The organism is Cyclobacteriaceae bacterium, assembly GCA_030584025.1.
Taxonomy (GTDB): Bacteria; Bacteroidota; Bacteroidia; order Cytophagales; family Cyclobacteriaceae; genus UBA2336.
The window spans coordinates 2,191,055-2,217,740 of the sequence record CP129487.1 but is presented as its reverse complement, the minus strand read 5'-3'; the positions used below and the strand labels follow the sequence as shown (position 1 = coordinate 2,217,740).

Genomic DNA, 26,686 nt, shown 5'->3' with positions numbered 1-26,686 from the left:
TAACGTCAGGTTATTTACGTGTGGGATCTTCGTAGGCTTTCATTTCAGCCGATAACTCCATCAGGTTATTCTTCCGGTTTATATCGGCCATGCGCATGGAAGGATCAACCTCAAGCTTTGCTATGGATTTTACAGGCTTATTAATCTTCAAGGTGTAGGTCGGGTTTACCCAAGGCCAGGTTTCCAACTCAACACGGGATTGAGTAGTACTTTCAGCTGGCTTATTACCCAGTGTTTCATTCATGGGGATGTAGAACAGCTCGGTTGTGCCATCGGTATACGTTACCAGTAAATCAATCGGCATTGGAAATTCACCAACACGTTCCAAGGTAACGAATGTGGCATCCGTATCACTCAACACATTTTTAATTCCGTAATCAATCCGCTTGGTGGTATTTACCCAGTAACTCAAGTACCATTTTAATTGCATACCGGAAGTTTTTTCCATTACACGGATGAAATCGATAGGCTCCGGATGGCGAAACTTCCACGTGTTGTAGTAGCGTAACATGCCTTTGTAAAAGTTGGCTTCACCGATAATGTATTTTAGTTGATGTAAAAACACAGCGCCCATGCTGTAGGCTGATGTTCCATAAGCGCGGTTGGTTGTAAAGTGATCGGAGTGCTGATTCATGGGTTCTTGCAGTCCGCTTCTTACCAACGCGAAATACCCGTTGTAGCTTCCTCCATGATCGTTCGGCTCGTTTAAAATACTGGCCATGGATTCGTCAGCTGAAAAATCGGTAAAGCCTTCATCAAACCAGGCATACAAGGATTCGTTTGAAGCCAACACACCCTGGTACCAGCTATGCGAAACTTCATGCGCCATTACGCCTACGAGACTGGAAAGTGAACGTTCACCTGTAATCAAGGTGCACATCGCATACTCCATTCCGCCATCACCTCCCTGAATTACGGAGTAAACTTCGTATGGATATTTTCCAAACGTTTTATTCATGAACTGAAAATGCTTGACGGTGTAGTCCTTAAGTCTTTTCCAGTTTTCAGTTGTTTTTTCTCCGGGCTGATAAAAGAAATGAACTTCAGGTCCATCAGGCACCTGCGAAATTTCATGAACATAATCCGGGTCAGCTGCCCAGGCAAAGTCGGTAACGTTTTTTGCGGTAAAATGCCAGGTTAATTCTCCAGAAGGCCGTGATACTTTTGTGCCTGCCTTTTCATATCCATGTCCGATCTTATCCGGGTTTTGTAGCTTACCGGTACCGCCAATTACAAATGCGGGATCAATCGTAATCTTCACATCAAAATCACCCCACACGCCATGAAACTCACGCGCTACGTATTGGTAGGCATGCCATCCCTGAAAATCGTATTCAGCCAATTTCGGATACCACTGTGTCATGGAGTAAGCAATTCCTTCGCGACTGTTTCTTCCGGATCTTCTGATCTGAACCGGCACTTGCGCTTCGAATTTCATGTCGAACGTGGTTTTGGTTTTGGGTAGAATGGGTTTTGCCAGTGTTACTTCTAAGATGGTTCCTTCCACATGGTAGTGGATGTCCTTGCCATCTTGTTTCAGACTTTGTACCCGTTGATACCCGATTTCGTCATCTTTTAATTTTGAAATGCGGTCGGTTACACGTCCATCCGGATCTGCAATATTTCTGGAACGAACATCCATCATGCTGCCCGGTTGAAAGGCATTGAAATACAGGTGGTAGTAAACCTTGTGTAAGGTATCGGGAGAGTTGTTATAATAAACCAGCTTTTGTGTGCCTGTTACTTTATGCGTTTTTACATCCAGGCGTACATCCATGGCATATTCGGCCCGTTGTTGCCAGCGGTAGTCTTGTGCAGATGTTACGGTAATAGAAAGTAGGGTGGCAAAGAGTAAAATCAGTCGGTACATGATTCGTGTGGTTTGATGGCAAAATATCCAAACCAACCGATTTTACAAAGGTGATTTTTTCGTGTTCAGGTTAATGAACCATGAGAGGGAAGCGCTGAGGAAACTGCTCTCAGCCAGGGTTAATGTTTCGCCTGGCAGGGCCTTGGGAATATTATAGGTGTAGCTGAATGAAAAATTCATTTGTTTGTGCCTGACATTCAAGGGGAGCATAATCGCATAGTTCATCACCCCAAAAACGTTACGTGTTTCGATGCGGTACCAGGGTAATCCTTGTCGCACGCGTATGTAGGCTGCAATCCATTCCGCACGTGTAGTAGGAAAAATAATTTCAGAAAAGGTTTCATTTCCCATCAGCATAAACACCGATGGCATGAACGACACTTTGTCGATTTTAAAGAGATTACTCTTCTCCAGCGTTACACCAACAGATGGCATAACCCGATGTACGGAACGTTCGCCAAAGTAGTATGTGTAATCCACACGAAAATTAACAGGATGAAATTCAAGAAAAGGAGAAAGTGTTACTGCATTGCTATAGGGAATGTATTCGTCTTCCAGATTATAAAAATACCGGTCGTAGCTGGCCATAGCCGAGAAGTGCCGGGAAAATGTATGCATGTAACCAGCCGACAGAATGGTGAGGTAGTAGTTGGGTTCGAAATCTTTGCTCCAGAAAAAGGACGCATCGGCAAACAAACCGGATTTATGATAGTAGGAGATACCGGGTGCCAGGCCAAACTGATCAATGCCCAATGTTCGTCCCGCCCATAACACATTGCTGTTGTAGCCTATCCGGAAAGCAAGCTGGGAGTAATCGTTCAATTCATCCAACGTGAGCAGGCTGTCGATAAGTTGGAAGATACTAAGCGAATCGCTGAAGGTTAGGAGTGAATCGGGTTTGGTTAAAAATGCGTCAGTGTCCTGCGCGAAAAGGTTACACGAGGACACTGAAATGATTACTGTACATAACCATAACCTGACGTTAGCCATGCATGTGTTGATCAGTTATTGCGTTGGCGCAAGCGTTGTTCGTTTCGTTCCTGCAACTGCTGTTTGCGTTGTTGTTGCAATTGCCGTTGTTGTATTTGCTGAATTAACAATCTGCGAAAATCATCTTCGGCTTTTTTGAGCGCCATTAGTTTTTGAGCGGGTATTACATCCAGTATTCGTTTGGAGTAATCTTTTTCCAGATCCAGTTCCTGTTGTTTCAACCTCAGCCCCAAATCAACGAGCTCCCGTTCAGTTTCCTCTTTTGGTTTTGAGGTGTTTGGGTTTTTGCGTGCCTGATCAAATTGTTGTTTCAATTCCATGCGTTTGTTCGAGAACTCACGATAGATTGGCCAGAAGCGCTCTGCTTCTTCAGGTGTTAATCCAAGACGATCCGTGATAAAGGCGATGCGTGCAGCCTTAATTTTTTCCTGCGCTCTTGGATCCATTTTGGCAACCTCTTCTTCCTGCGACCAGGCCGGTAGCGTGAAGAGCGCAATGATCATGATGGTGAATATTTTTTTCATAGCACGTTAAAATTCCTGTATGTATAAGTTTGTAAAGTCATCATTTTCCAAATCGAAATTGAAGTACACTTCTTGCTCAATGGCCTCAATGGTTTCGGCATCAAATTCAAAACTCTCGATCAACTCTTCTGTACTCAGTGCATTCATGTCCACCTCATCCAGGTAAGCCACCAGTTGCTCAGTGCTAACTGATGCAAGCATGTCTTCAACCGAGTTGTTTTTCGGCTTGAAAATGAAGATGGCTGCAACGACCACCAGCAGCACTACCGGCAAGGCATATTGTAAGGCGTACCGGAAGTAGGGTTTCGTTTCTGCCTTCGGATTTTTAGCACCAATGCGGGCTTGAATTTTTGAGGGCAGCTTGTCGAAATAGCCATCCGGAACGTCAAAAATGTTCTTTTTCGGTATGTTTTCGAGGTTTTTCATATTTGGTTCTTAGACTAATGTACCGGGTAAAAGTTTAATTCTCAGTCAGGAATTCTTCAATTTTCTTGACGGCATGGTGATAACTGGCCTTTAAGGCGCCCACACTGGTTTCCGTGATCTCCGAGATGTCCTCATACGACAAGTCATCAAAGTATTTCATGTTAAAAACCAGCCGTTGCTTTTCGGGTAATTTCAGGAGCGCTTTCTGAAGTTTCAGTTGAATTTCATCGCCAGAAATGTGTGCGCTGCTATCGAGTTTACCACCTAGTTCTCCCGCCACATCTCCAATAGGAAGAAAGAATCGTTTTTTCTTTTTATCCAGAAAACTCAGGCATTCGTTGGTGGCTATCCGGTAAATCCAGGTAAAAAGCTGGGAATCCTCACGGAAGTTATCAATATACCGATGGATTTTAATAAACACTTCCTGTGTCAGGTCGTCTGCATCATCGTGATCAATAACCATTTTGCGCACGTGCCAATATACCCGTTGCTGATAGGTGCGCACCAGCATGTTGAAGCCGTAGTTCCGCGTTTCCGGGTTTCGGATTTTCGACAAGAGGTCTTTGTCTTCCAAACGGGTTGTGGTTAGTGACGTGCGTTAGACAAAAATAAATGTTTAAGGTTTAAATCGGTTACCCTGAATATTTTGCCAAGGTATCAACCAATAATTCAAACTGTTCTTTGGAATGAGCCGGGAAATTGGCAAACCTTAACTGACTTGCTTTTACTTTTCCATAGCCATCACCGGGTGAGAGTCCGTGAGCTTCGAGAAAGATTTTAATTTTTTCTGTGTGTGTTCCGGTATCGGCAACAATAACCGTTTTCGATTGAAATGCTTTCTCTTGAACGAACGGCTTGATCAGTTCATGTTGTTGTAAAGCATGATACAGAATAGCCGCTTTGTATTCGGTTTCTTTACGGATCATATCAATCCCTCTACGGAGCATATCCTCAATAACTTTTCCCAACAGATATATACCCAACACGTTTGGCGTTTCAGGGGTTTGATTTTTTTTGGTGTGGGTTACCAGACTCGGGATGCTGTGATAGGTGCCAATGGAAATCCCTTTTGCGTGTATTTGTTCGGCTTTCGTCACGCAAGCATCATTCAAAATCCAAACACCAAGCCCTGCAGGTAAACCAAAACCCTTTTGCACAGAAAAATACAACGAATCAATTTTTGCAAAATCGAATTGGGGATAGGGGAGCGAGGATACAGCATCGACAGTGATCAATGAATCTGGATGAGTTTCCCTGAATGAATGAATAAAGTCCATAGGCAGCAACACACCGGTGCTGGTTTCATTATGCGTAATGGCAATCAGTTCGGTTTGCTGTCTATCAGCCGACTTAAATCTTTCGCCTTCCGGCACTTCGGTTTTTGTTGGTTTACGATTTAGTTGTAAAGCAATTTCATAAAAGCGTTTTGAAAAAGCGCCATTTACAAAATGATGACTTTTTTCTTCTACCAGGTTTTGAATGATTCGTTCCCAGATTTCGGTAGCCGATGAAGTGAAGACAATATGGAAATGATCAGGTATCCCCAGGATTTGCCTGATTCCACCGGCAGTATGTTGATAGATTCCTTCAAACGTTTTCGTGCGGTGTGACAGTGAAGGAATGCCCTCGCGAAAAGCCTGACGCATGTGATCTTCTACGGTGAAATAGAGTTGGGAAGGACCGGGTGTGAAATTAACTAAGCCTTTCATGGAAGTAACGCTGCTGCTGATTAGCAAAAAATAAGGTGTTTTTCAATATGGAGAAGCGTTAATCTTTTCCGTTTCTTTGAAGTGAAATCCACTCGGGTTTGGGACACGTTTGCTGAACCTAACAATATTAACAATACCGAGTGAAGCTTTCAGCCAAAATCAGGCCTCACCCCGTCCCGATAGCTATCGGGATCGGGGCCTCGCCCAAAAAGCAGGATAACAGAAGAAGGTTGCGGTTGGGGGCAGCTCAAAACTTGTCTTTTATGGGGTTCAGAAACACCTCACCAAATCGGGTGGATTTTTTTATAGTATCCCTTTTATCTTCTCTGGATCAGCTACAACTAGGTTGAATTCGTTTAGTAGCTGGCAAATATTATCCCAGTTTTTTCTGAAATATTCGTGAAGCTCTTTAAGATTCATGTTGCCAATCTCAAAATGGACAACTTTTGCTTTGTGTTTAGATGTGATGCTTCTATTGAAGAAATCTGAATCTTTTGTGAGAATCACTTTATTTGTTTTAATGGCCAGATTCCAGATTTCTGAATCCGTCATCCTGGGATCAATATCCATAACAAAACTGAATTCGGGCTTATTGAAGAAACTGAAATTTCTGGGCAGGTTAAGATCAACGAGATAGTTGAAATCCGACATTATTCGGTCAAAATGGATTTCCCTTTTTGATCAATGGAATTTGAAGCAAATTGAATGCAGGCCAGAATATCTTTTTCTTCAAGAACAGGATAGGCTTTTAAAAGACTTTCTTTTGTTTCTCCCGCTGCAAGAAAATCTAAAATCGTTTTTACAGTAAGCCGCATCCCTCTTATGGTTGGCTTGCCATTACAGATATCCGGATTAATTGTTATTCTGTCCAGCAGATTTTCCATAGTCAAAGATATTGATTTCTAAATAATGGTTTAACCGGTTTGGATAAGAAATAATTCCAGCCTAGTTAATCTCCCCACCACAATATTTGCAGTAAACCGCATCAATGTCGTGCCCTTCTTTCAGGCAATGCGGACAAACCTGTGTGGTTAAACGCTCTCTTCTTTTTAGGGAAATCATCTCTGACGAAACAATACCGGTAGGTACGGCAATGATTCCGTAACCCATAATCATGATAATGGACGCTAACGTTTGACCAAGTGTAGTCTGTGGTGCAATGTCGCCATAGCCTACGGTAGTCATGGTTACAATGGCCCAATAAATACTGAGTGGAATACTCGTGAAGCCGTGTTCGGGGCCCTCAATTAAATAAATCAACGTGCCAAAAATGATAACGGCTGTTATTACCGTTGTGAGAAAAACAATAATCTTAAAGCGGCTAGCCTTTAGTGCAAGCGTAAGGTTTTGACTTTCGCCAATGAACCGGGCCAGTTTAAAGATTCTGAAAATGCGTAGTAACCGTAAACTGCGGATTACCAACAGCGACTGCGCACCCGCAAAAAATATAGCGAGGTAAGTTGGAAGTACCGAGAGTAAATCGACCAATCCGAAAAAGGAGAAAATGTATTTTCGCTTATTAAGCACAACCCACAGCCGCGCCAGGTACTCGATGGTAAAAATTCCGGTAAAGAACCATTCAAGTCCGACTAGCCAATTACCCCAATCTGATTTTATATCCTGTACACTTTCAAGTAGTACAATAACCACGCTCAACACAATGCTCGAGAGCAGGATGATATCGAAGAGTCTTCCTTCTCGCGTATCCGACTCGAAAATGATTTCGTAAATCTTTAGTTTTAATCCCGTGAGCCTGTATTTTTCTTCCATGCTTAGTAGAGTACCCTGAATTTTATGGTGTTCTCAATCTGCCGAAGTTCTTTGATCACATCTTTGTTGTATTCTTTATCAATATCGGTAATTACGTAACCGATTAATTCGTTTGTCTTTAAATACTGTCCTACAATATTAATGTTATGATCCGCCAACACTTTATTAATTTTAGCCAGAATACCCGGTACGTTTTCGTGTATGTGTATTAGCCTGTGCGCATTATCCAGTGTAGGCAACACCAGGTTTGGAAAGTTAACACTATTTGAAGTGCTTCCGGTGTTAATGTAGTCCAAAAATTTTCCGGGCACAAAGTTGCCAATGTTTTCCTGTGCCTCTACGGTACTTCCGCCTATGTGTGGCGTGAGGATGGTGTTGGGTAATCCGCGTAACTCAGAAATAAACTCTTCCTGGTTGTTGGGTTCTTCCGGAAACACATCGAGCGCGCAACCGGCAACCTTTCCATTTTGAATGTTTATTTTTAATGCAGGAATATCCACCACGTGGCCGCGGCTTAGGTTAATGAAGATCACGCTTTTCTTCATCCAATTGAATTCGCGTTCGCTGATCAGGTTTTTGTTGGCAGCACGTCCGTCTACATGAAGGGAGATTACATCAGCGTGCTCCAATACTTCCTTCATGGTTTTACAACGAGTAGCGTTGCCAAGGGAAAGTTTTTCTTCTATATCATAATAGAGTACTTTCATACCCATCGATTCAGCCAGCACAGAAAGTTGTGCACCAATGTTTCCATATCCGATGAGTCCCAATTTCTTCCCACGGATTTCAAAACTGCCGGCAGCGGATTTATCCCACACACCTTTGTGCATTTTGTTCGACTTCTCTACGATTTTTCGCATGAGAATAATCATCTCAGCAACCACCAGTTCAACTACCGAACGTGTATTGCTGAAAGGCGCATTAAATACGGCAACACCTTTTTTTGTTGCAGCCTGTAAATCGATTTGATTGGTACCGATGCAAAAGGCGCCAATGGCCATCAGTTTATTGGCGTGTTCAAGCACCTTTGCTGTAACTTGTGTTTTTGAGCGGATACCTAGAACCGAAACGTTTTTAATTTTTTCGATCAGCTCTTTCTCCGATAGTGCAGCCGGATGAGTTTCTACCGTAAAACCTTCGGCTCGCATTAATTCAACTGCAACCGGGTGAACATTTTCCAACAGCAAAACGTGAATCCTGTTTTTAGGGTAGGAGATAGCCGTGTTCAGCTTGTTCAGGTAGAGAAATTCATCCAGACTCGGTGTGATGTGGTCGGCTTTTTCCATGATGTTTTCGCGCTCCACATTTTCAGTGAACGCAAAAAACTTGTTGGCCAGTCCTGCATGCTTGATTTCGTAATCGGTATACCCATCACCGATTACGTACACATCGCCTGGAAGGTTCAAGCGTTTCAATTGCTCAACCTTTCCGTTGTTGGCTGATAATGGATTGTCTTTGTCGAAACCAATTACCTTGCCTTGCTCATCGAAGTGAAAGCGGTTGGCTAAAATATTTTCAGGTTTGATGCCGAATTCGGTTACTACCGGATCAATGAACATGTGAAAGCCGTTGCTGATCACATAAATGTTATCGGCATATTTTTTAAAGAAGTCGCGGTTGCGTTTAAATGATTCTGAAACCTGTGATTTTAGTTTTTCGGCCAGTTGAAGTAAATGTGATTTGTTTGGGGCCAATAGTTCAACCCGTTGTTCCAGCGATTCGCGGAATGAGAGTTCACCGTTCATGCCCAGGTTGGTGATGTCGCGGATCTTTTTTTTACGTTCTTCGGCTTCGGGGTGCCCGTTCAGGCTGATCTCTGCCAACAGGTCAAACGCTTCCACCTTGGTAAAGGTGCTATCGAAATCGATTACGATGTACTTATTCAGCTTCATTTGAGATAAAAACAATCCCAAATGTAATTGATTTGATGGTTTGAATGCAGTTTAAGCTGAATTTGCTATGCCTTCTTTTGAATACAATTTTCGCTGCAACCAGAAGGCCACATTAACCAAAGCAATTAAGGCCGGCACTTCGACCAGTGGACCAATTACTCCTGCAAACGCCTGACCGCTATTGATGCCAAATACCCCAATGGCCACAGCAATAGCCAGCTCAAAATTGTTACCGGCTGCAGTGAATGATAATGCAGCATTTTGTGAGTAATCAGCACCCAATGATTTACCAAAGAAGAACGTGACCAGGAACATGATAACAAAGTAGATAAGCAATGGAATGGCAATGCGCACCACATCCATCGGAATGGCCACAATCAATTCACCCTTTAGGCTGAACATGGCCACAATGGTGAAAAGCAGCGCAATAAGCGTAATCGGGCTAATGAACGGGATAAATTTTTTCGTGTACCATTCATCGCCTTTTGCTTTACGCAGAAAGTATCGCGTTAAAAATCCGGCAAAAAAGGGAATGCCTAAGTAGATAAACACACTCTTGGCAATCTGCCCCATGCTGATGTTCACCTCGTAACCCACAATGCCCATGCGTGGTGGGAGCCAGGCAATGAAGAACCACGCAAATACACTATAGAATAAAACCTGGAAGATACTGTTGAAGGCTACCAATCCTGCGGCATATTCACGATTGCCATTCGCCAGTTCATTCCAAACAATTACCATGGCAATGCAACGCGCCAACCCAATCATGATGAGTCCGACCATGTACTCGGGATAGTCGTGTAAAAAGGTAATTGCCAAAATGAACATGAGCACCGGGCCGATAAGCCAGTTCATGATTAGTGATAGCGATAGAATCTTTACATTTTTAAAAACGCTTCCCAGTTCTTCGTAACGAACTTTAGCCAAAGGCGGATACATCATTAAAATTAACCCGATGGCAATGGGAATGTTGGTTGTGCCGCTTTGCAGGGAGTTGATGAACGTGGCAGACTCCGGTAGAAGATATCCTAGCGAAACACCAATACCCATCGCGAGGAAAATCCAGAGTGTGAGGTATCGGTCGAGAAAACTTAATTTTTTTCTTTCAGCAGGGGCGCACTGCATTGAACTCATGCGAAGTATTGGTTAGTAAATTCCTGAGAATAGTTTTTAATCATTTCGCGCACATCACGGAACGCCTGCCCGATTTCTTCTTCTGTACCGGTGGCTTTGGCCGGATCGGGAAAATTGTGATGCAGCACTTTTACTTTAGCCGGAAAGTACGGGCAATTTTCTTTCGCATTGTCGCATACGGTAATCACGTAATCAAATTCCATGTTGGTGTATTCATTTACATTATTGGAAGTATGATTTGAAATATCAATCCCGTCTTCCTTCATGGTGGCAATGGCACGTGGATTTACTCCATGCGTTTCAATGCCGGCACTGTAAACGTCTGCTTTTCCATTTACAAAATGGCGCAGGTATCCTTCTGCAATCTGACTACGACACGAGTTTCCGGTACACAGAACAAGAATTTTTGGTTTCATGAAATAGGTAAGGTTTAGTTAGTTGTAGTTTGAAATCTGAGTTAGCAACACGTTGAATCCGATCCGCAGCAAGTAGCCTTTCTCTCTTCAGCCAGTTGTTTAATGCGCTCAGCTCCAGGTTTCTCACCATACACGGTAATGCTGTAAATACCCAGTGCTCCGTTTTTATATTTTTCCATTTCCGAGTCGTTCAGGTATACTGAAAGAATATCTTCTGGAATGGTAATCTTTCTTTCCTTTTGCACCGTTACGTTTTCAAATCCTGCATCCTGAATCAATTGAATGTACTCATCCTGTTGAATGGCTCCAGCCACACAGCCGGCATACATCTCCGCGCTTTTCTGTAAGCCTGCAGGCAACTCACCTTGTAATACAATATCCGAAACACTGAAGTGACCACCGGGTTTAATTACCCGGAACATTTCGGCAAAAGCCTGTTTTTTGTTGGGTACGAGGTTAAGCACGCAATTGCTCACCACTACATCGGCAACATTAGCAGTAACAGGCATTTTCTCTATGTCGCCAAAGCGAAACTCAACGTTGTTGAAGCCAAGCTTTTCTGCGTTCGCACGTGCTTTATCAATCATCTTTTCGGTAAAGTCTATGCCGATTACTTTTCCCTTTTCGCCTGTAATGCTTCGGGCAACAAATGCATCATTGCCCGCACCCGAACCTAAATCAATAACCGTATCTCCTTCTTTGATCAAGGCAAATTCGGTAGGTAGTCCGCAGCCCAATCCCAAGTCGGCATCCGCTACATAACCTTTTAGTTTGGTGTAGTCTTCGGCCATGATGGTGTAATCAACAGTATCGCAACCACCGGCACCGCAACAGCTTGTTGCGTTTTGTGTATAACTCTGGTCGGCAATCTGGCCGTATTTTTCTTTTACCAGTTCTTTAAGCGATTCGGAAGTATCTTGCGTTTTCATAAGGATTTTATTTATATCGTAATATTGCGATGGGTTTGGACAAAAAATTTTAGCAACAGGTATTGGACTGATCAAAACTTTCAAACAAGCCACCAAGCATTTTTTCTGCTTTCTTCCAGACCTTTTCATCAATGCAATAGCAAACGCTGTTGCCGGAAATGTTTCCTTTAATGATGCCGGCCTCTTTTAATTCTTTCAGGTGCTGCGATACGGTTGATTGGGAGAGTGGGAGTTCATCTACGATATCTCCGCAGATGCAGCTCTTCGCATTGATGAGGTGTTTGATGATGGCAATTCGGGCAGGATGAGCCAGTGCTTTGGCCAATTCGGCCAATTCGATTTCGGTTTTACTAAAGCCAGCTGTTTTGGTTAATCCCATACCCGATTTGTTAATCGTAAAATTACGATTAAGGTTTCAGGGAGCATCGTTTTTACATTATTTTTTTCGTGCCAGTACTTTCTGAACCGCATCTACGATGTTTTCAGGTGCCAATCCGTACTTCTTTAATAATTGTGTAGGCGTACCACTTTCACCAAATGAATCATTTACGGCCACCATTTCAACAGGGGCGGGGTAATGTCGACTAAGCACCTGGGCGATGCTATCACCCAAGCCTCCGTTTATCTGGTGTTCTTCGCAAGTAACGGCACAACCTGTTTTTTGTACAGATTCCAGTACGGCCTGCACATCCAATGGCTTGATGGTGTGGATGTTTATCACCTCGGCACTGATTCCTTTTTCTGCCAGGGCTGCTTCAGCTTCTACTGCTTGCCAAACCATGTGGCCGCAGGCAAAAATGCTCACATCTTTACCATCAATGAGCTTATCGGCTTTACCGATGGTAAATGGCCGGTCAGGAGCCATAAAAATTGGCCATGAGGGTCGGCCAAAACGCAAGTAAGCCGGACCATGGTGATCGCCCAATGCCAGTGTTGCTGCTTTGGTTTGATTGTAATCGCAAGGCACGATCACCGTCATGCCCGGCAGCATCCTCATCATACCAATGTCTTCCAATATCTGGTGTGTGGCGCCATCTTCACCCAGCGTTACACCGGCATGTGAGGCGCAAATTTTTACGTTTTTATGAGAATACGCTATCGACTGACGGATTTGATCGTAAACGCGACCCGTTGAGAAGTTGGCAAAGGTTCCGGTAAACGGAATTTTGCCTCCAATCGTCATACCTGCAGCAAGGCCCATCATGTTGGCCTCGGCAATACCTACCTGAAAAAACCGATCCGGAAACTCCTTTTTAAAGGCATCCATTTTTAAAGAACCTGTAAGGTCTGCACAGAGGCCAACTACATTCGGGTTTTTACGGCCTAGTTCGTGTAAACCTACTCCAAAGCCGGAACGGGTGTCTTTTTTCTCGGTAAAGGTAAATTTGGTCATGCGGATGAAGGTTGCAGTGGTTGAAAAATTGAAAGCACAAGTATACAACTCCTTTTGAAAAGCTGAAATGTTAACGGCTTGTTAAAAGCCTGACCGTTTATCCTTTTTCGAAAACCTTCGCCCAGTACTTTCGTATTTGTGCTAGGTAATGGCCTCACGTATGGATAAGCATGACAAAAAGTTCCTGATCTGGTTTTTGATTGCGATAGCAATCGCGATTCTTCCGTGGTTTATTATTTAACCAGCATAGCCCTAGTCGGGAAGTTCTGCAAAATCGGTAATGTTTTTATTATAGAAAATAGTCAGGAAGGTTAGGAGTAAATTGCCATTGTTTGTTTTATCTGATGAGAAAAACCGATCAATGTCTTTAAATCCGGTTAGCGCTTCAACTTCATCGGTATCGTACAGTTGTTTAAACCCCATCGACCAATCCTTAAATGTGCGCTGTTCAGCATTTCCCTCCAACACCCGAATTACCCGGTTATGCCTTAAGTCTGAACTGATTTGGTCAAACAATTCCTGAACGGCTTTCTCTTCACCCTCCAATACCTGAATAAATTTGTCGTTTAAATAGAGCAACATACCCGTAATGTTTTTACTGGCATTATTCTCACGGCTGGTGCGAAGAATTTCAATCAGCTCAGATTCAGCAAGCGGTCTTGCTGCTTGACTTACGTAGATTAGATGATACATGATTTTAAAGATAATTAAATCTGATTTCAAATTCATGTAAGTCGAATGGATATGCATAAAAAAACACCGCCAGTCAGCGGTGTTTGAATAATTATCGGTGATCGATTACTTAAACTTTCATCGACTCTTTAATGGAGTCAATTCCCGTTTTTCCGTTACCGGCCAATGATTCCAGCTTTTTGTTATACGCTTTCTTCATACCATCATACGTTTCAGAAACACGGTCTGTTAATTCCTTCGATTTGCCCATCAGCTTTCTGCGGGTTTTCTTTCCACTGCTGGGGGCCATTAAAATGCCGGCTACTACGCCAACCGCTACTCCACTTAAAACTCCGATTGCTACTTTTCCTGCTGTATTCATATTTGTTTGGATTAAGGTTGTACGCTTTGATACCTTCAAAGCATTCCGGCAGTTGTTGAACAACTACACTTTTACAACGCATTGCGTACATCAATCGTTCAAAAAAATTCGAATATTTCCGATGAGAAAAGATGAGTTCCGATGAGTGAACAAATAAGCTGATAAAAATCATAATTCTTCTCCGGAATTTGGTGTGGGATTTTTTACACCAACCTGTAAGGAAAATTTTAACCATTCATTTTTTAACTCATTGTACTTTTCGGGCAGTTGGGTTTTAAGGTTTTGTTGCTCACCTAAATCTTTTGATAAGTTGTATAATTCAAAGTTGGCGGTGTCGAAAGGAAGTATATGGTTAACCAATTTCCATTCTCCTTTCCTGATCATGGCATGTCCACGGTGTTCGAGTCCAAATACGTAGTCAGTAGGGTGAATACGCTCTTCAATACCAGTTAAAACTGGATTTAACGATCGCCCCAAGAGTGGATACACTGCTTTTTCCTGATACTGCTCCGGATAGGATACGCCTGCCGCTTCATAAAAGGCTAGGTGCAATATCGAGTAAGGAGGTAAAACTGTGTTTGATCTTGTTAGTTTCTGAGACACCGCGCCCAGCAATAATCATGGGTGCGGTTATTCCCCCTTCGGTAGTCATGCCTTTGAAGTATCGAAATGGTGATGAACCCGCTTCGGCCCACTGCGGTCCGTAGGATACGAAGGACTGGTGTTGTCCCATAGAGTCGTAATGATTGGTATAGTGTTGCCGGATGAATGGTGCAAAATAGGGGTGGTTGTAGAAATCTTCTGCAGCAGCACCGTTGTCTGATATAAAAACAATGATCGTATTCTTGTACAGGTCATTCTCTTTCAGGAAATTGATTAATCGCCCGATGTTATAATCCAGGTTATCAACCATGCCTGCATACAATTCCATCTTTCTCGACTCATTTTTTTGTTCTTCAGCAGATAAGCTATCCCAAGGCTTTACACGAGGATGATTAGCGGGTAATGTGGCGTCACCTGGTATTATGCCAGCTTGCTTTAAACTTTCAAGTCGTTTAATTTTCAATACATCGTATCCTTCATCGTATCGTCCCTGATACTTTTTCCAGAATTGTTCATCCACTTGTAGTGGCCAATGTGGCGATGTGTATGCAACATATCCGAAGAAAGGCTTTTTATCTTCTTTATTGGCTTCGATGTAGGAAATCATTTTTTTAGTATAAACATCGGTAGAGTAGGAGCCATCCTTCCAAACAATCTTCTCACCATTCTCTGTGTATGGAGACTCTGGATGTTCGGGGTCAAAACCAACATTGGTGTAATGATTGCCTGCACCTTCGAGTAGGGCAAACGAATGTTCAAATCCTTTTCGACTTGGGTTCGCATCAGGGGTTAAGCCTAAGTGCCATTTTCCTGTCATGTATGTGTGATATCCGGCATCCTTGAGCAGTTGCGGTATCGTTACAATCCGATCCGATAGTTTGCCTTCGTACCCCGCAACTCCGGTTACCAGGCTCTGACTTCCCATTCCGGCAACATGACTATTATTCCCTGTAAGTAACATTGCCCGTGTAACCGCACAATAAGGAGCCGTATGAAATTGACTGAAGCGTGTACCGCGTTTGGCAAGCTCGTCCAGGTTGGGTGTTTCAATATCACCTCCATAACATCCCAGATCGGCATAGCCGAGATCGTCTGCCACAATAAGCAATATGTTGGGCTTCGTATTCTGCTCATTTGTTGGCACACAAGCCAGGCAACTGACGATCATAATCAACGTCCCTGATAGTTTTATTAATAAGAGAAGGGAGAATGCAGGTGTGTTGCCCATCGAGAAATGCACAAGGCTTTTGAAGAGGTTTCTTTTATTCATGGCAAATGGAACTGTGTGGAGGTATCCAAAGATAGGAACATGGCATTGCGTGTTTAATGATTTGATATGAATTGTTTTCTTAAGTGACGAGGAATTAAAAATTGTATTTCTGCTTTTTTATGATTAAATAGAGACTTACTTCAGCCACTAACCCTCTCCCTATGCCCTCAATTATTCAAGGCTTTGAGTATGATATTTTTGTTAGCTACAGGCATAACGATAACAAATATGATGGCTGGGTAACGGAGTTTGTAGAAAAACTCAATCAAGAATTGGACGCTACATTGAAAGATAAGCTGTCCATTTTTTTTGATAAAAACCCGAAGGAAGGTTTACAGGAAACGCACCATGTTGATCAATCGATCAATAATAAGATTAAGTCACTCATCTTTATTCCAATTATCTCACAAACTTATTGCGATACATCTTCTTTTGCGTGGAATCAGGAATTTAAAGTGTTTAAAAATGAATCTGAGTATGACAACATTGGTCGTATGGTTAAGCTGCCGAACGGAAATGTGGGTTCGCGCATACTTCCTGTAAAAATTCATGAAATAGAAATTGATGATACCAAGTTGCTTGAAACTGAATTGAATGGTGTGCTAAGGTCTATTGATTTCATTTATCGCGATGCAGGTGTAAACCGACCTTTGAGACCAGTGGATGATGAAATTAGTGTTACCGGTGGACGAATTCTGTATCGCAATCAAATAAATAAACTGGCAAATGCGATTAAGGAAATTGTACAAGGAATTAAGTTAAAGGAAAGGGGGGAACCTGTTGCCGCTTCGCATCAAGACATTACCGCCAGACAGATTATTCCAACCACGTTTACCACATCGCTACCCTCAGCTATAAAAGTACAGGTTATTGATCGCCAACGGCCCAGTGTCTACCTGGCCTGGACATCAACGGATTTGAAGGAGCAACGCGAAGAAATGGCCATTGTACTTCAAAAGGCTGGATTCAATGTATTACCATCTACCGATTGTCCTGCAGATGATGACACTTTTAAGCAGAAAGTTTCGGATGAATTGGCCAAATGTACCTGCTCGTTGCATATGCTAAGCGGAGAATTTGGAAGGAGATTTGAGTCTGATGATGAAGTCTCTTTTCCACAGTACCAGTTTCTGGAGGCAAAGCGGAGAATTGATTCAAACGATGAAAACTTTAATTCATTCATCTGGCTCTATCCAGAGGGTAGTACGGTTATTAAACCCGCACAACAGAATTTTATAAAATATATCCGGAATAACATTACGCGAAACATGATGTTCTCCAACAGCCAGGGGCCCATGCAACTGGTAGATGATATTCGTGTGGTGATGATGAAGCAAGATGTAGCCGTTTATGATTCGAAGGACACCGATATATTCTTCATCTTCAATCAGCAGGATGAAGTGGAGGCTAAAGTAATTACCGATATGCTTAGCCAGGAATACCCGGTGGAGATTATGAACATCATGCCCGATGGTGAGGATCAATATCGTGAAATCAGTACCCAGCAAATTCCAAGAAGCAAGTTGGCAGTTGTATATTTCAAATATGCAGCTGATTGGGCGCTACCCTTTATAAAACAAGTTTGGAAGCAGGTAGGCGGAGCATCATCACCAACACCCTTGTTTTTGGTAGGCGAGGATGATCCAAAGAGTAACCTCGCTCGTAATTTCAAAGCACCCAAAGTAGTTTCAACCATTGTGCCGAAGGACAAAGTACCTGCTGAGGTAAAGAAGGTTTATACAACAGTAATAGAACTAAAGTGATTGAAGGAGATATGAGAAAACTGAATCTAACGTCTGAAATCTAAAATCTTCAATCCGAAATGTTCGAAGAATACCAGATTTGTCCTTACACCGGTTTACGCTCCTTTACAGAGGAGGAGTCGCTGTATTTTAAGGGTAGGGAAGAGCATATCGAACAAGCTACTGAACAACTTCAACGCAATAAATTTCTTATGCTTACCGGAGCTTCCGGTGATGGTAAGTCTTCACTGGTATATGCGGGTATTATCCCAAATGCACGTGCCGGTTTCTTAAAATCAAAATACACGCAATGGAGTGTGGCCGATTTTCGGCCTGAACGTACACCATTTAAGAATCTATGTTCATCCTTGGCAAAACAATTAGACATTGCCAATCCGCATACAGTTGAATCCGAGTTGCACCATGGCTTTTCAGCATTGGTCGATTTATACAAGAATTCCAAACGTTTTATAGATATAGATTCTATTGAGTGGAGACAAGCTGATGATCAAGGTAAAGCGAAACTTAAGCGCGATGCCTCAAATCTTATTGTGCTGGTAGATCAGTTTGAAGAGTTTTTTACAAATCCCGAAAATTATCATCGCGGTGTACCCTCTAAAGATTCAAACCTTGTGCTCAATCTTTTGCTTGAAACCGCACGGATTGCGTTGGAGGAAGATCTTCCCATTTATATTGTCTTCACTATGCGCTCCGATTATATCGGACAATGTGCTGCCTTTAGGGGATTACCAGAATACATCGGGTTCAGCCAGTTTTTCGTACCGCGCTTAAATCGAGCACAACTTCAACAGGTTATTGAGGAGCCGGCAGTACTGAGTGGAAATAAGATTACAAGACGATTAACAGAAAGGTTGATACACGACATCACGGAGGGTGTTGATCAACTTCCTATTCTTCAGCATGCACTAAACCAGATATGGCATGCGGCCAACAATGGAAATGAAGAGATGGACTTAATCCATTATGCGATGGTGGGTGGGATGTCGGTTGAAGAATTGCCCGATGATCATACTGGGCGATTTAAACAATGGTTTGCTTCATTACCAGGTAAAATACAGGCGTGTTATCATAAGCCTGATTTACAGAATGTATTGGATACCCACACCAATAAATTGTATGAAGAGGCGGCTGTTTATTATAAAAATAAAACCGGGAAAGTTATTGCCGATGCAGATGTCAAGGCTATTATAAAAAATGCGTTTATCTGCCTTACCAAAATTGACCAAAGTCGTGCGGTGCGTAACCGAATGACGTTGAAGGAGATTACGCAGATTTTGGGTAGACCCGAATTCGGAACAACAGAAGTGGGAGCAGTGCTGAATATTTTTCGGGAACCGGGCAATACATTTATTCGACCATTCATGCTGGATGAATCCGAAAATCTAAAACTTGAAGAGCATGATGTGTTAGACATCACCCACGAAAGTTTGATTCGGAATTGGGCATATCTTGGAGAATGGGCGGATGAAGAGTTTGACAATTACATGATCTCGCTCGACTTTGAACAACAGCTTAATCGTTGGGTGGAAAGCAAAAAGACGGGTGGATTCTTACTATCAATAGGTCAGCTAACTTATTTTGAAAATTGGTATAGTAAAGTTAAGCCCAACGTGCATTGGATTGCACGCTATTTGCCGGAGGATATTGCGCAAAGTAAAAAACTTTCACAAGCGCGTCAGGTGTTGGCTAACTCCAACGAATTTTTGCAGCGAAGTGCGCGAAAGCACACGGTAACACGTACAGTTATGCGGTATGGCCCGCGAAGAATTGCAGCGGTTTTTGGCGTTCTTCTGATTGTTACGTTGAGTTCTTTTGCGGTGCGCGATTATTTCAAGCGGCAGAATGATTACGTATTAAAGTCCATGCATGATGAAGCGTTGGCGCTGGCAGCGAATCCAAAGGTGACTTACGCTGACAGGATCAATTTGATCCTACAGGAAATAAAACTTGGGCAAACTACCACAAATGAAGTGGTAGAATATATTCCTGATCCAGCTGAAAAGCTTCACGTAGCTTCCGGTATAGCCACCCTTTTGGTTTTTCAAGGTATGGGCGAACCGAAAAGCGAAATTTCTAAAAGCCTCACAATTGCGGATAGTTTACTGAATACCTGGAAACCTGAGCAATTGAGTGCAGATAAACTTGCTAAAATTCTGCGTAGAATTAATGAATTCCGGGTTACCCTTGAGTATGCGTATTACTATAATCCCGATGAACAGATTAGCTCCTTTCGGAAACGCAATGCAGAGCGATCAGCTTTATGGGCTTCTTATATTCTTGAAAATCAACCAACTGATTTTCATGATATGCAGAATCTTAACCTGGCTATTGAAAACGCCATTAATCATAAGACTGTAAACCAAGAAGGACTTCAACGTTGGATTGGTCTGCTTTCACCTTTTGAAAATGAACAGCAAACCAATTGGTTCGAGTCAAATTATCATATTGATAAGCTATTGATCCGCGGTGCCCAAGATTATGGATTCAAGCACAATGGCCTGTACCAGCTATTGGCCTATTTATACGCCAGCCAGGGTAATAGCAATCGTGTGCTTCAGTGCATGGATACCTTATTGAGGCATAGTCAGCCAAATTATCAGAGTGATTATGCGGCTGGTGCTGATAATGCAGCCCAGATAGCCGCTGTTTACTTTACCTATAACAAAACTGGAAGTGAACTAGATAACTTTGTGACGGGCTATTGTAAACGGAAGGGCATTACCGAGGAGAATTTCTACTCCCGAATGTTGGGGCGAACATTACACGGATATTACGCAGCAGCCAGTAATATTCATATGTATAATTTTACAGATGCAAACTCTAATCTTGCACTTGTATTCTGCAACAGTGAAGAACTTAATTCTTATTTCAACAAGTACAGGTCAGTAGTTGAAAAACTACCTGAATCTGATGAGCGTAATTTCTTAATGGCATTGTCATACAAGAATGAAGGCATTTTTAAGTCCATGAGAAGAGAACTTGTTTCCGTGACTACGAGTTTTGATCGTGCTATGGGATATTTCAATAGTGTTAGCTCGAACTACTTGAACCAAGTAATCAGCGTACTGGCGATTTCCGGTTCAGAACAGATGATGATGCCTCGGAAGTTTCTCTTTGTTTACCCAGATGTGCGCTGGGAGTATCATCCTTTGGAACCTCGAAGCTTTATGTTCTTTTATTATTCGGATATATTTATCAACTATATCTTGAGTAGCGGATTGTTTAACAAGTTTTATCCTTCAAATGCTGAGTTGGCTTATTTCGGTATTTGGTTTCGCGACTACAATCAGAAAATTTGGGGCATGCATTATTTTGCCGGTACCCCAATCCGATATGAAATCTTTACTAAGCTTGAATCTGCGATTGCTGAGCGAAATGATGTGTCTAATGTTGATCTTAATTTTCTCCATTTGTATGCCGGGTATGAGGCGCAATTGAAAGGAGATACGTCTTCAATGGTAAGCTATTACCATAAAATAGACCCTTCTATTCTACTAAATATTTTACGTTCAAAAGAATTCCCATTTCAGGCAAATGGTCAGGCTTTCAGGATGATTGCCTATGCGGTTAAGGGCCTTACTGAACAAGGTCATTTTGAGAAAGCTTATCAGTTAATGTCCATTTTCAAAAAACCGATAAACCGATCATCACTGTATGCTTTTGCAGCCACCCGACTTCAACTTGAAAAAAAGGACGATGCAATGATTAAACGACTACTCGATTCAGCGTATGTTGAAATGGGCAGAGTCGAAAATCTGACTACTGGACAACCTCATCGTCAATTGATAGCACAAGGAATAATGCTGCAAGATCCCCAAAGCAGAGTGGCTGAAGCCAGTCTGCTGATTAAAAACCTCGGAGCAAAATCTATTGCGCAACAGCGTATGGCACATGCTTTTGGTTTCCATTCACTTTTGCACGCGGGACGTCAGAATTTTCCTCCACTCATTTCGGATACGGATCAGGCTATTTTTACCTGGTGGTTGCTGTACGGTTATCAAAATGGCACAGGGATTTCCGCTGATGGTTGGCAGAATTTCGACCGATACCAAATAAAAACAAATACCGAATGGACAAACTACATTGATGAAAACATCTGATTCACACATAATCTGCCCTTACACTGGTCTTCGGTCATTCACAGAAGAGGAGAGCCTTTATTTTAAGGGTCGCGATTACCAGGTTGATCAGATTACGTCTTTGCTTGAGCAAAACAAGTTCTTGATGGTAACAGGTGCTTCGGGTGAAGGTAAGTCGTCATTGATTTATGCCGGCTTAATACCCAATGCACGGGCCGGTTTCTTTAAAGCGCGTTACACCAACTGGGTGGTTGCTGATTTCAGGCCTGAACGCAGTCCGGTAAAGAATATGGCGAAGTCACTGGCTGAGCGATTTGACCGATCAGCTTCTACGATTGAAACAGAGTTGAAGCGCGGATTTTCATCATTGATTGATTTGTACACGAACTCAGCATTTTTTGCTGACGAAGAAGCACCAGAATGGAATCAGTTTTCGGATATAGAAAAGCGAGACAAGAAGCGGAAGGCGGCCAACCTGATGCTGATTGTGGATCAGTTTGAAGAGTTCTTTACCAATCCTGAGAATTATCACAACGAGGCTCCTTCGCAGGATTCACAGGTTGTTGTGAATCTTGTGTTGGAAACTGCCCGTATTGCCATCAAGCGAAATTTACCGGTGTACATTGTCTGCACCATGCGCTCTGATTATATCGGACAATGTTCGGCCTTCAGAGGGCTACCGGAGTATATTGGCTTTTCCCAATTCTTTGTCCCGCGTTTAAAGCGAAAAGATTTGAAGCAGGTCATTGAAGAACCGGCCATTCTTAGCGGTAACCGAATTTCGCAGCGCTTAATTGAGCGACTTGTTTATGATATTTCTGAAGGGGTTGACCAGTTGCCGATACTTCAGCATGCGTTAAGCCAGGTTTGGCTTGCCGCTGATCGAGGCCAACAGGAGATGGATCTCATTCACTACGCCATGGTGGGGGGTATGCCTGCTGATGAATTGCCGGACGAAGATCAACAGCGGTTTCGTACATGGTTCAACGAACTACCCGAAAGTCAGCGGCAATTCTATACTGAAACTGGCTTAGCCAAGATTATAGAAATTCATGCAAGCATTCTATATGAAAATGCCTGGGAGTATTACAACCGTAAGCACCCGGACCATCCATCAAGTCAGCATGATGCTAAACGTATCATTGTTAATGCATTTTGTTGCCTTACCAAGATTGATAACAGCCGGGCAGTTAGGAACCGGATGTCCATAGAAGAGATTACCGCGATCATCAATACACCGGAGTTTACGTCAAAAGTTGTGGGAGATGTAATTAATACGTTCCGTGAAGAAGGCAACTCGTTTATTCGCCCCTTTAAAACAGATGACCCCTCTACCCATGATCTTAAGCCTGACTCCGTTCTTGATATAACGCATGAGAGTTTAATTCGTAACTGGAGTAAGCTTAACAAATGGGCAAGTCGTGAATATGAGTTTTATTCAACCTTTCTCGATTTTAAAAAGCAAATGGATCGTTGGAAGCAAAGTGGAAAGAGTAGCGACTTCTTACTTCCGATTGGGCCTTTGACCTATTTTGAAAATTGGTATGATACCTGCAAGCCTAATGCTGCCTGGCTTACGCGCTACTCCGAGGTGCAGGATGATAAAATAAAAGCCAGGGCCCACGCTCATGAAACATTGGAGGATATCAAGCAATTTTTAAAACGCAGTGCACGGAAGGTTGCCGTAACAAAGGCTTTCATGAAATACGGACCTCAGCGTATCGCTACTTCATTAGCCATTGTTATTTTGATCACCTTGAGTGGATTTTACTGGTACGATGCCGAGCAGAAGAAAAATGATCGTGTGATTGAACGCGTGCGCAGCGAATCGATGAGTTTAATGAAGAGCGAGCAGGTTGATTTGCAAGCGAAGACTTTCTATTTACTAACAGAAGAACGTTATAAACCAGGTTCGCTGATTCCTTATTTGCAATCATTAGATACGAAAAGCCGATTGCAACAAGCTGTTGATGTTTACCGGATTCTCATGTATTTGGATAAACGATTTGATGGAGGGTTAAAGTCTGAATTAATCAAATTCATCGAAGAAAATTGTACGAACGCTTTGTTTATCGAGGATCCTGATTTTTTAATAACGCAACGAAATAAGTTTATTTTCATTCTGGCACGCGATCAATACTATGCTCCGGATGATTTTAAAGTAGGTGTATTAAGACGAGTACTTGAATTTAACCGTGAATTAGTACTCCAGTTTTATCGTAATCCTTCTATGTATCGCCCTGCTGTTCCGTTTGAGTTAAATGTTGCCCTTCAGTTTTGGCTTACTCTAGGTGATGTTAACAGTGATAAAATAAAGGAACTAGTCGAAATAATTTCGCCTCGCAATGATCAGACAAAAGTTGCATTTGTCACGTATTATCCCAAAGGGAGCTTCGAGCCAAACGGGCGTAGTCCTAGTGATTTTAATAATGGGTATCATACTCTGGCTTCGTTATATGCGGCACTGGGTGATATCAATGGAATTGAGTGGTGCTTTAATACCTTACTGGAACAAGATCAACGGAATTATTTTGAATTAGCCCGTTTATTCAATAATCATCAAAATATTATTGGGTTAATGTATCAATATGGTCATCGAAACCAGGTTGACCATGTCTTGACATGGATCGAAAATAATACTCAGGACAATCCACGTCTCACAGTTTACCGAAACATGATCTTAAGGGGCGGATACATCAGCCATTTATACCCCGAAGCCAATATCGAAAAAACGGTCTTTCGGTCGTATCGGGGGTATTTGTATCCAACGCTTTATTTCTGTGACCGCAATGTGTTCGATGAAATTATGGAGGATTATGAAGCGGTAATACGTGAGATAAAGGATCCGAACGAGCGCGAGTTTCAATTAGCGTTTAACAGTAAGCGAAAGGCTATGTATCGTCATAAGTACTGGTATGATCGCCAGTTGCCGGTAGATGAGGCGTTGCTGGATAAGTGGTTGCAAGAAGCATGGGTTCATTACCAAAAGGTAAGCCCACAACACCTGGAGGGTAAAGTATCATCTACTGTGCCTTATTTTACGGATGGGGTTCGTACCAGCGAAGTTTCACGAAAGGCTCAGTTTGTTTATCCTGATTACCGTGATGGCTGGTTTAGCTCCACCTATCACACAGATTATTTTTATAACTGGCTTCGTAAAACTGGTAATGCCTCTAAGCTTTTTCAATCGGGAGATGACCTTATGCTTATTCACGATTGGTTAGCGCGTGCTTTTTTTACCCGAACCTTTCCGCCACCGGGCGTTACAGATAATAACTATAAAGTAGAAGCAGGTGTATTGAAGGATATTCTTGCTTTTGTTGACCAGCATCCTCAGGGTAAGTTGTTTGATAGAAACTTGTTGTTGCTTATTCTGGCGAATCAGGCATTTGGAGATAAGAATTCTGAAGAAGGGTATTCTTATTTTAAACGTATTGACCCGAAATCATTGGAGGGTTCATCAAATCGGTATGAGTACATTGAAAAGATTTTCTTTTTAAACATGATGAAGCAGTTGGCTACTAACCTGGCAAGTTCTGGCTATGGACAGGATGCTATAACTATGACCGAACAATTTGTTAACAAAGAGGAACGGGTATACGCCTATTTATTTATGGCAGAGTCTGTTTATCAACAGGATGCAAACCCAGATGCTTTCATTTATCTTGATTCAGCTTTTTCATATGCTAATCGCATTGATTTCACTTCATTAAACTTTGGCTTAGATAGTCGTTATAATATGATCTTATTACTTTCCCGAATGGGGGGTAGTGAAATTAATTCTAAGGCTGTTGAAATACTTCGAGAAATTCCTGAGCAGGGAAAATTCGATGCCATTCTTGCGCGTGTTGTAGGTGTGGCCTATGAAGGAAATTACTTTCAGGCAAGAATGTCGATTCCGAATACGTTAACAGAAAGTCAGGATTTGGACTGTCGTACTCAGATTCTTCGGGAAGCATGTAAAAAACGGGATCAATTGATAAATGATAAGCGTTGGGAGTCAATGGATCGTTTTGATGCTTGGTTTTGGTATTATATAAACTACTTATCAATCTGATGAGCCGCTATAATCCATATTACTATTTGTTATTTGTGCTGTTAATTTTTGGAGCATTTGCTTCCATGGCACAAAATGATTACGGTATACAAATCTTGGGTTATGTGGCACTTGCGTTCTCAATTATTTTCTTATTACAATTCATTTTTGAAATAAGAAAAAAGCGTATGGATGTTATTACCGTTGTGGAACTTGGTAGTTTGGTTGTGCTATCTGTAATTCTTTTTATGCGCGTTTTTTATTTACGTTTTCCATTTGTAGAAGTATTGTTTGGAATGGCAGGCTTAGTACTCATTTCAAGTTACCTGATTAAGCTGGCGCTTACATGGAGTAGATTAAAGGCAAAAAATAAAACCATGGGCATACTTATGATTCTATTTATGGGGAGCATAATTGCCTATGTTATTTCTATGACAGTTGTTCCGTTTGCTTCAACACTAGCCGAGCCAACAGGGGCCTTAGGTTTTGTTTTGTTGCTATTGTTCCTGGTAATAGCTTTTTTTAAGCAAGATATGATTGTAGATGGCGAGCGATTGTCAGCATTCATATTTGTAGCAAGGCTGAAAGATCGATCAATTGTATTAGCAACCCTATTTCTGTTATTCACTGCGTATATGGGACTTACGCGGGTTGGTGCTATACCCAAAATGTATCTTGACCAATATCCACAGGCTTATTACAACCTGGTTAATCGTGCAGAGTCAGGTGCAGAACAGCTTGAAGCAGGTAAGTTCCGCCATGAGGAATTTAAAGAGAAGTATGATCGCTTTATCCAGCGACATATTCGTAATGAAAGTAAATAAAGCA

At 42.2% G+C, this 26,686-nt stretch carries 23 protein-coding genes; 4 read left to right on the top strand and 19 right to left on the bottom strand.

The window, feature by feature from the left end; translation table 11 throughout:
• Positions 1–10: 10 nt before the first annotated feature.
• The 19 genes from QY309_09850 to QY309_09760 form a co-directional block, all read right to left on the bottom strand.
• Positions 11–1,870 carry a M1 family metallopeptidase gene (locus QY309_09850; GenBank protein WKZ58171.1) on the bottom strand — a complete coding sequence of 620 codons (1,860 nt, stop codon included), beginning with the start codon at positions 1,868–1,870 and terminating at the stop codon, positions 11–13.
• Positions 1,871–1,912: 42 nt separating this feature from the next.
• Positions 1,913–2,818, bottom strand: a complete 906-nt coding sequence (locus tag QY309_09845; GenBank protein ID WKZ58170.1) for a hypothetical protein — start codon at positions 2,816–2,818, stop codon at positions 1,913–1,915.
• A 53-nt stretch (positions 2,819–2,871) separates the two neighbouring features.
• Positions 2,872–3,384 (bottom strand): hypothetical protein, encoded by a 513-nt coding sequence (locus QY309_09840; GenBank protein ID WKZ58169.1) that lies wholly within the window; start codon positions 3,382–3,384, stop codon positions 2,872–2,874.
• A 6-nt stretch (positions 3,385–3,390) separates the two neighbouring features.
• Positions 3,391–3,810 (bottom strand): hypothetical protein, encoded by a 420-nt coding sequence (locus QY309_09835; GenBank protein ID WKZ58168.1) that lies wholly within the window; start codon positions 3,808–3,810, stop codon positions 3,391–3,393.
• A gap of 34 nt (positions 3,811–3,844) precedes the next feature.
• Complete coding sequence (locus QY309_09830) at positions 3,845–4,384, bottom strand: RNA polymerase sigma factor (GenBank protein ID WKZ58167.1); 540 nt, start codon at positions 4,382–4,384, stop codon at positions 3,845–3,847.
• Between the two features lie 58 nt (positions 4,385–4,442).
• Positions 4,443–5,519, bottom strand: coding sequence for an aminotransferase class V-fold PLP-dependent enzyme (locus tag QY309_09825; protein WKZ58166.1), 1,077 nt, complete (start codon positions 5,517–5,519; stop codon positions 4,443–4,445).
• A 303-nt stretch (positions 5,520–5,822) separates the two neighbouring features.
• A complete protein-coding gene (locus tag QY309_09820; protein WKZ58165.1) occupies positions 5,823–6,170 on the bottom strand; it encodes a DUF5615 family PIN-like protein in 348 nt (115 codons plus the stop codon).
• Entirely contained in the window at positions 6,170–6,403 is a 234-nt protein-coding gene (locus QY309_09815; GenBank protein WKZ58164.1) for a DUF433 domain-containing protein, read from the bottom strand. The genes QY309_09820 and QY309_09815 overlap by 1 nt, the downstream gene beginning before the upstream one ends.
• Positions 6,404–6,464: 61 nt before the next feature.
• Positions 6,465–7,289: an ion transporter gene (locus tag QY309_09810; GenBank protein ID WKZ58163.1), complete on the bottom strand. Its 825-nt coding sequence runs from the start codon at positions 7,287–7,289 to the stop codon at positions 6,465–6,467.
• A 2-nt stretch (positions 7,290–7,291) separates the two neighbouring features.
• A complete protein-coding gene (gene serA, locus QY309_09805) occupies positions 7,292–9,181 on the bottom strand; it encodes a phosphoglycerate dehydrogenase (protein ID WKZ58162.1) in 1,890 nt (629 codons plus the stop codon).
• Positions 9,182–9,232: 51 nt separating this feature from the next.
• Entirely contained in the window at positions 9,233–10,315 is a 1,083-nt protein-coding gene (arsB, locus tag QY309_09800) for an ACR3 family arsenite efflux transporter (GenBank protein WKZ58161.1), read from the bottom strand.
• On the bottom strand, positions 10,312–10,731 hold the full coding sequence (locus QY309_09795; protein ID WKZ58160.1) for an arsenate reductase ArsC: 420 nt from the start codon (positions 10,729–10,731) through the stop codon (positions 10,312–10,314). The genes arsB and QY309_09795 overlap by 4 nt, the downstream gene beginning before the upstream one ends.
• A 41-nt stretch (positions 10,732–10,772) precedes the next feature.
• Entirely contained in the window at positions 10,773–11,660 is an 888-nt protein-coding gene (locus QY309_09790; GenBank protein WKZ58159.1) for an arsenite methyltransferase, read from the bottom strand.
• Between the two features lie 49 nt (positions 11,661–11,709).
• Positions 11,710–12,039 (bottom strand): metalloregulator ArsR/SmtB family transcription factor, encoded by a 330-nt coding sequence (locus tag QY309_09785; GenBank protein ID WKZ58158.1) that lies wholly within the window; start codon positions 12,037–12,039, stop codon positions 11,710–11,712.
• Positions 12,040–12,096: 57 nt separating this feature from the next.
• Positions 12,097–13,053 carry a transketolase C-terminal domain-containing protein gene (locus tag QY309_09780; GenBank protein ID WKZ58157.1) on the bottom strand — a complete coding sequence of 319 codons (957 nt, stop codon included), beginning with the start codon at positions 13,051–13,053 and terminating at the stop codon, positions 12,097–12,099.
• Positions 13,054–13,305: 252 nt separating this feature from the next.
• The gene (locus QY309_09775; protein ID WKZ58156.1) at positions 13,306–13,746 is read right to left on the bottom strand and encodes a BLUF domain-containing protein; all 441 of its coding nucleotides are present in this window, start codon (positions 13,744–13,746) and stop codon (positions 13,306–13,308) included.
• A 109-nt stretch (positions 13,747–13,855) separates the two neighbouring features.
• Entirely contained in the window at positions 13,856–14,107 is a 252-nt protein-coding gene (locus QY309_09770) for a YtxH domain-containing protein (GenBank protein WKZ58155.1), read from the bottom strand.
• 168 nt (positions 14,108–14,275) lie between these two features.
• A complete protein-coding gene (locus QY309_09765; protein WKZ58154.1) occupies positions 14,276–14,659 on the bottom strand; it encodes a hypothetical protein in 384 nt (127 codons plus the stop codon).
• Positions 14,640–15,980: an arylsulfatase gene (locus QY309_09760; GenBank protein ID WKZ58153.1), complete on the bottom strand. Its 1,341-nt coding sequence runs from the start codon at positions 15,978–15,980 to the stop codon at positions 14,640–14,642. The genes QY309_09765 and QY309_09760 overlap by 20 nt, the downstream gene beginning before the upstream one ends.
• Before the next feature lie 161 nt (positions 15,981–16,141).
• Between QY309_09760 and QY309_09755 the strand changes: the two genes are divergently transcribed.
• The 4 genes from QY309_09755 to QY309_09740 are packed head-to-tail and all read left to right on the top strand — an operon-like array spanning position 16,142 to position 26,682.
• Positions 16,142–17,743: a hypothetical protein gene (locus tag QY309_09755; GenBank protein WKZ58152.1), complete on the top strand. Its 1,602-nt coding sequence runs from the start codon at positions 16,142–16,144 to the stop codon at positions 17,741–17,743.
• A gap of 59 nt (positions 17,744–17,802) precedes the next feature.
• Positions 17,803–21,843: an ATP-binding protein gene (locus QY309_09750; GenBank protein ID WKZ58151.1), complete on the top strand. Its 4,041-nt coding sequence runs from the start codon at positions 17,803–17,805 to the stop codon at positions 21,841–21,843.
• Positions 21,830–25,879 (top strand): hypothetical protein, encoded by a 4,050-nt coding sequence (locus tag QY309_09745; protein ID WKZ58150.1) that lies wholly within the window; start codon positions 21,830–21,832, stop codon positions 25,877–25,879. The genes QY309_09750 and QY309_09745 overlap by 14 nt, the downstream gene beginning before the upstream one ends.
• Positions 25,879–26,682 (top strand): hypothetical protein, encoded by an 804-nt coding sequence (locus QY309_09740; GenBank protein ID WKZ58149.1) that lies wholly within the window; start codon positions 25,879–25,881, stop codon positions 26,680–26,682. Before QY309_09745 ends, QY309_09740 begins: the two co-directional genes overlap by 1 nt.
• Positions 26,683–26,686 lie beyond the last annotated feature (4 nt).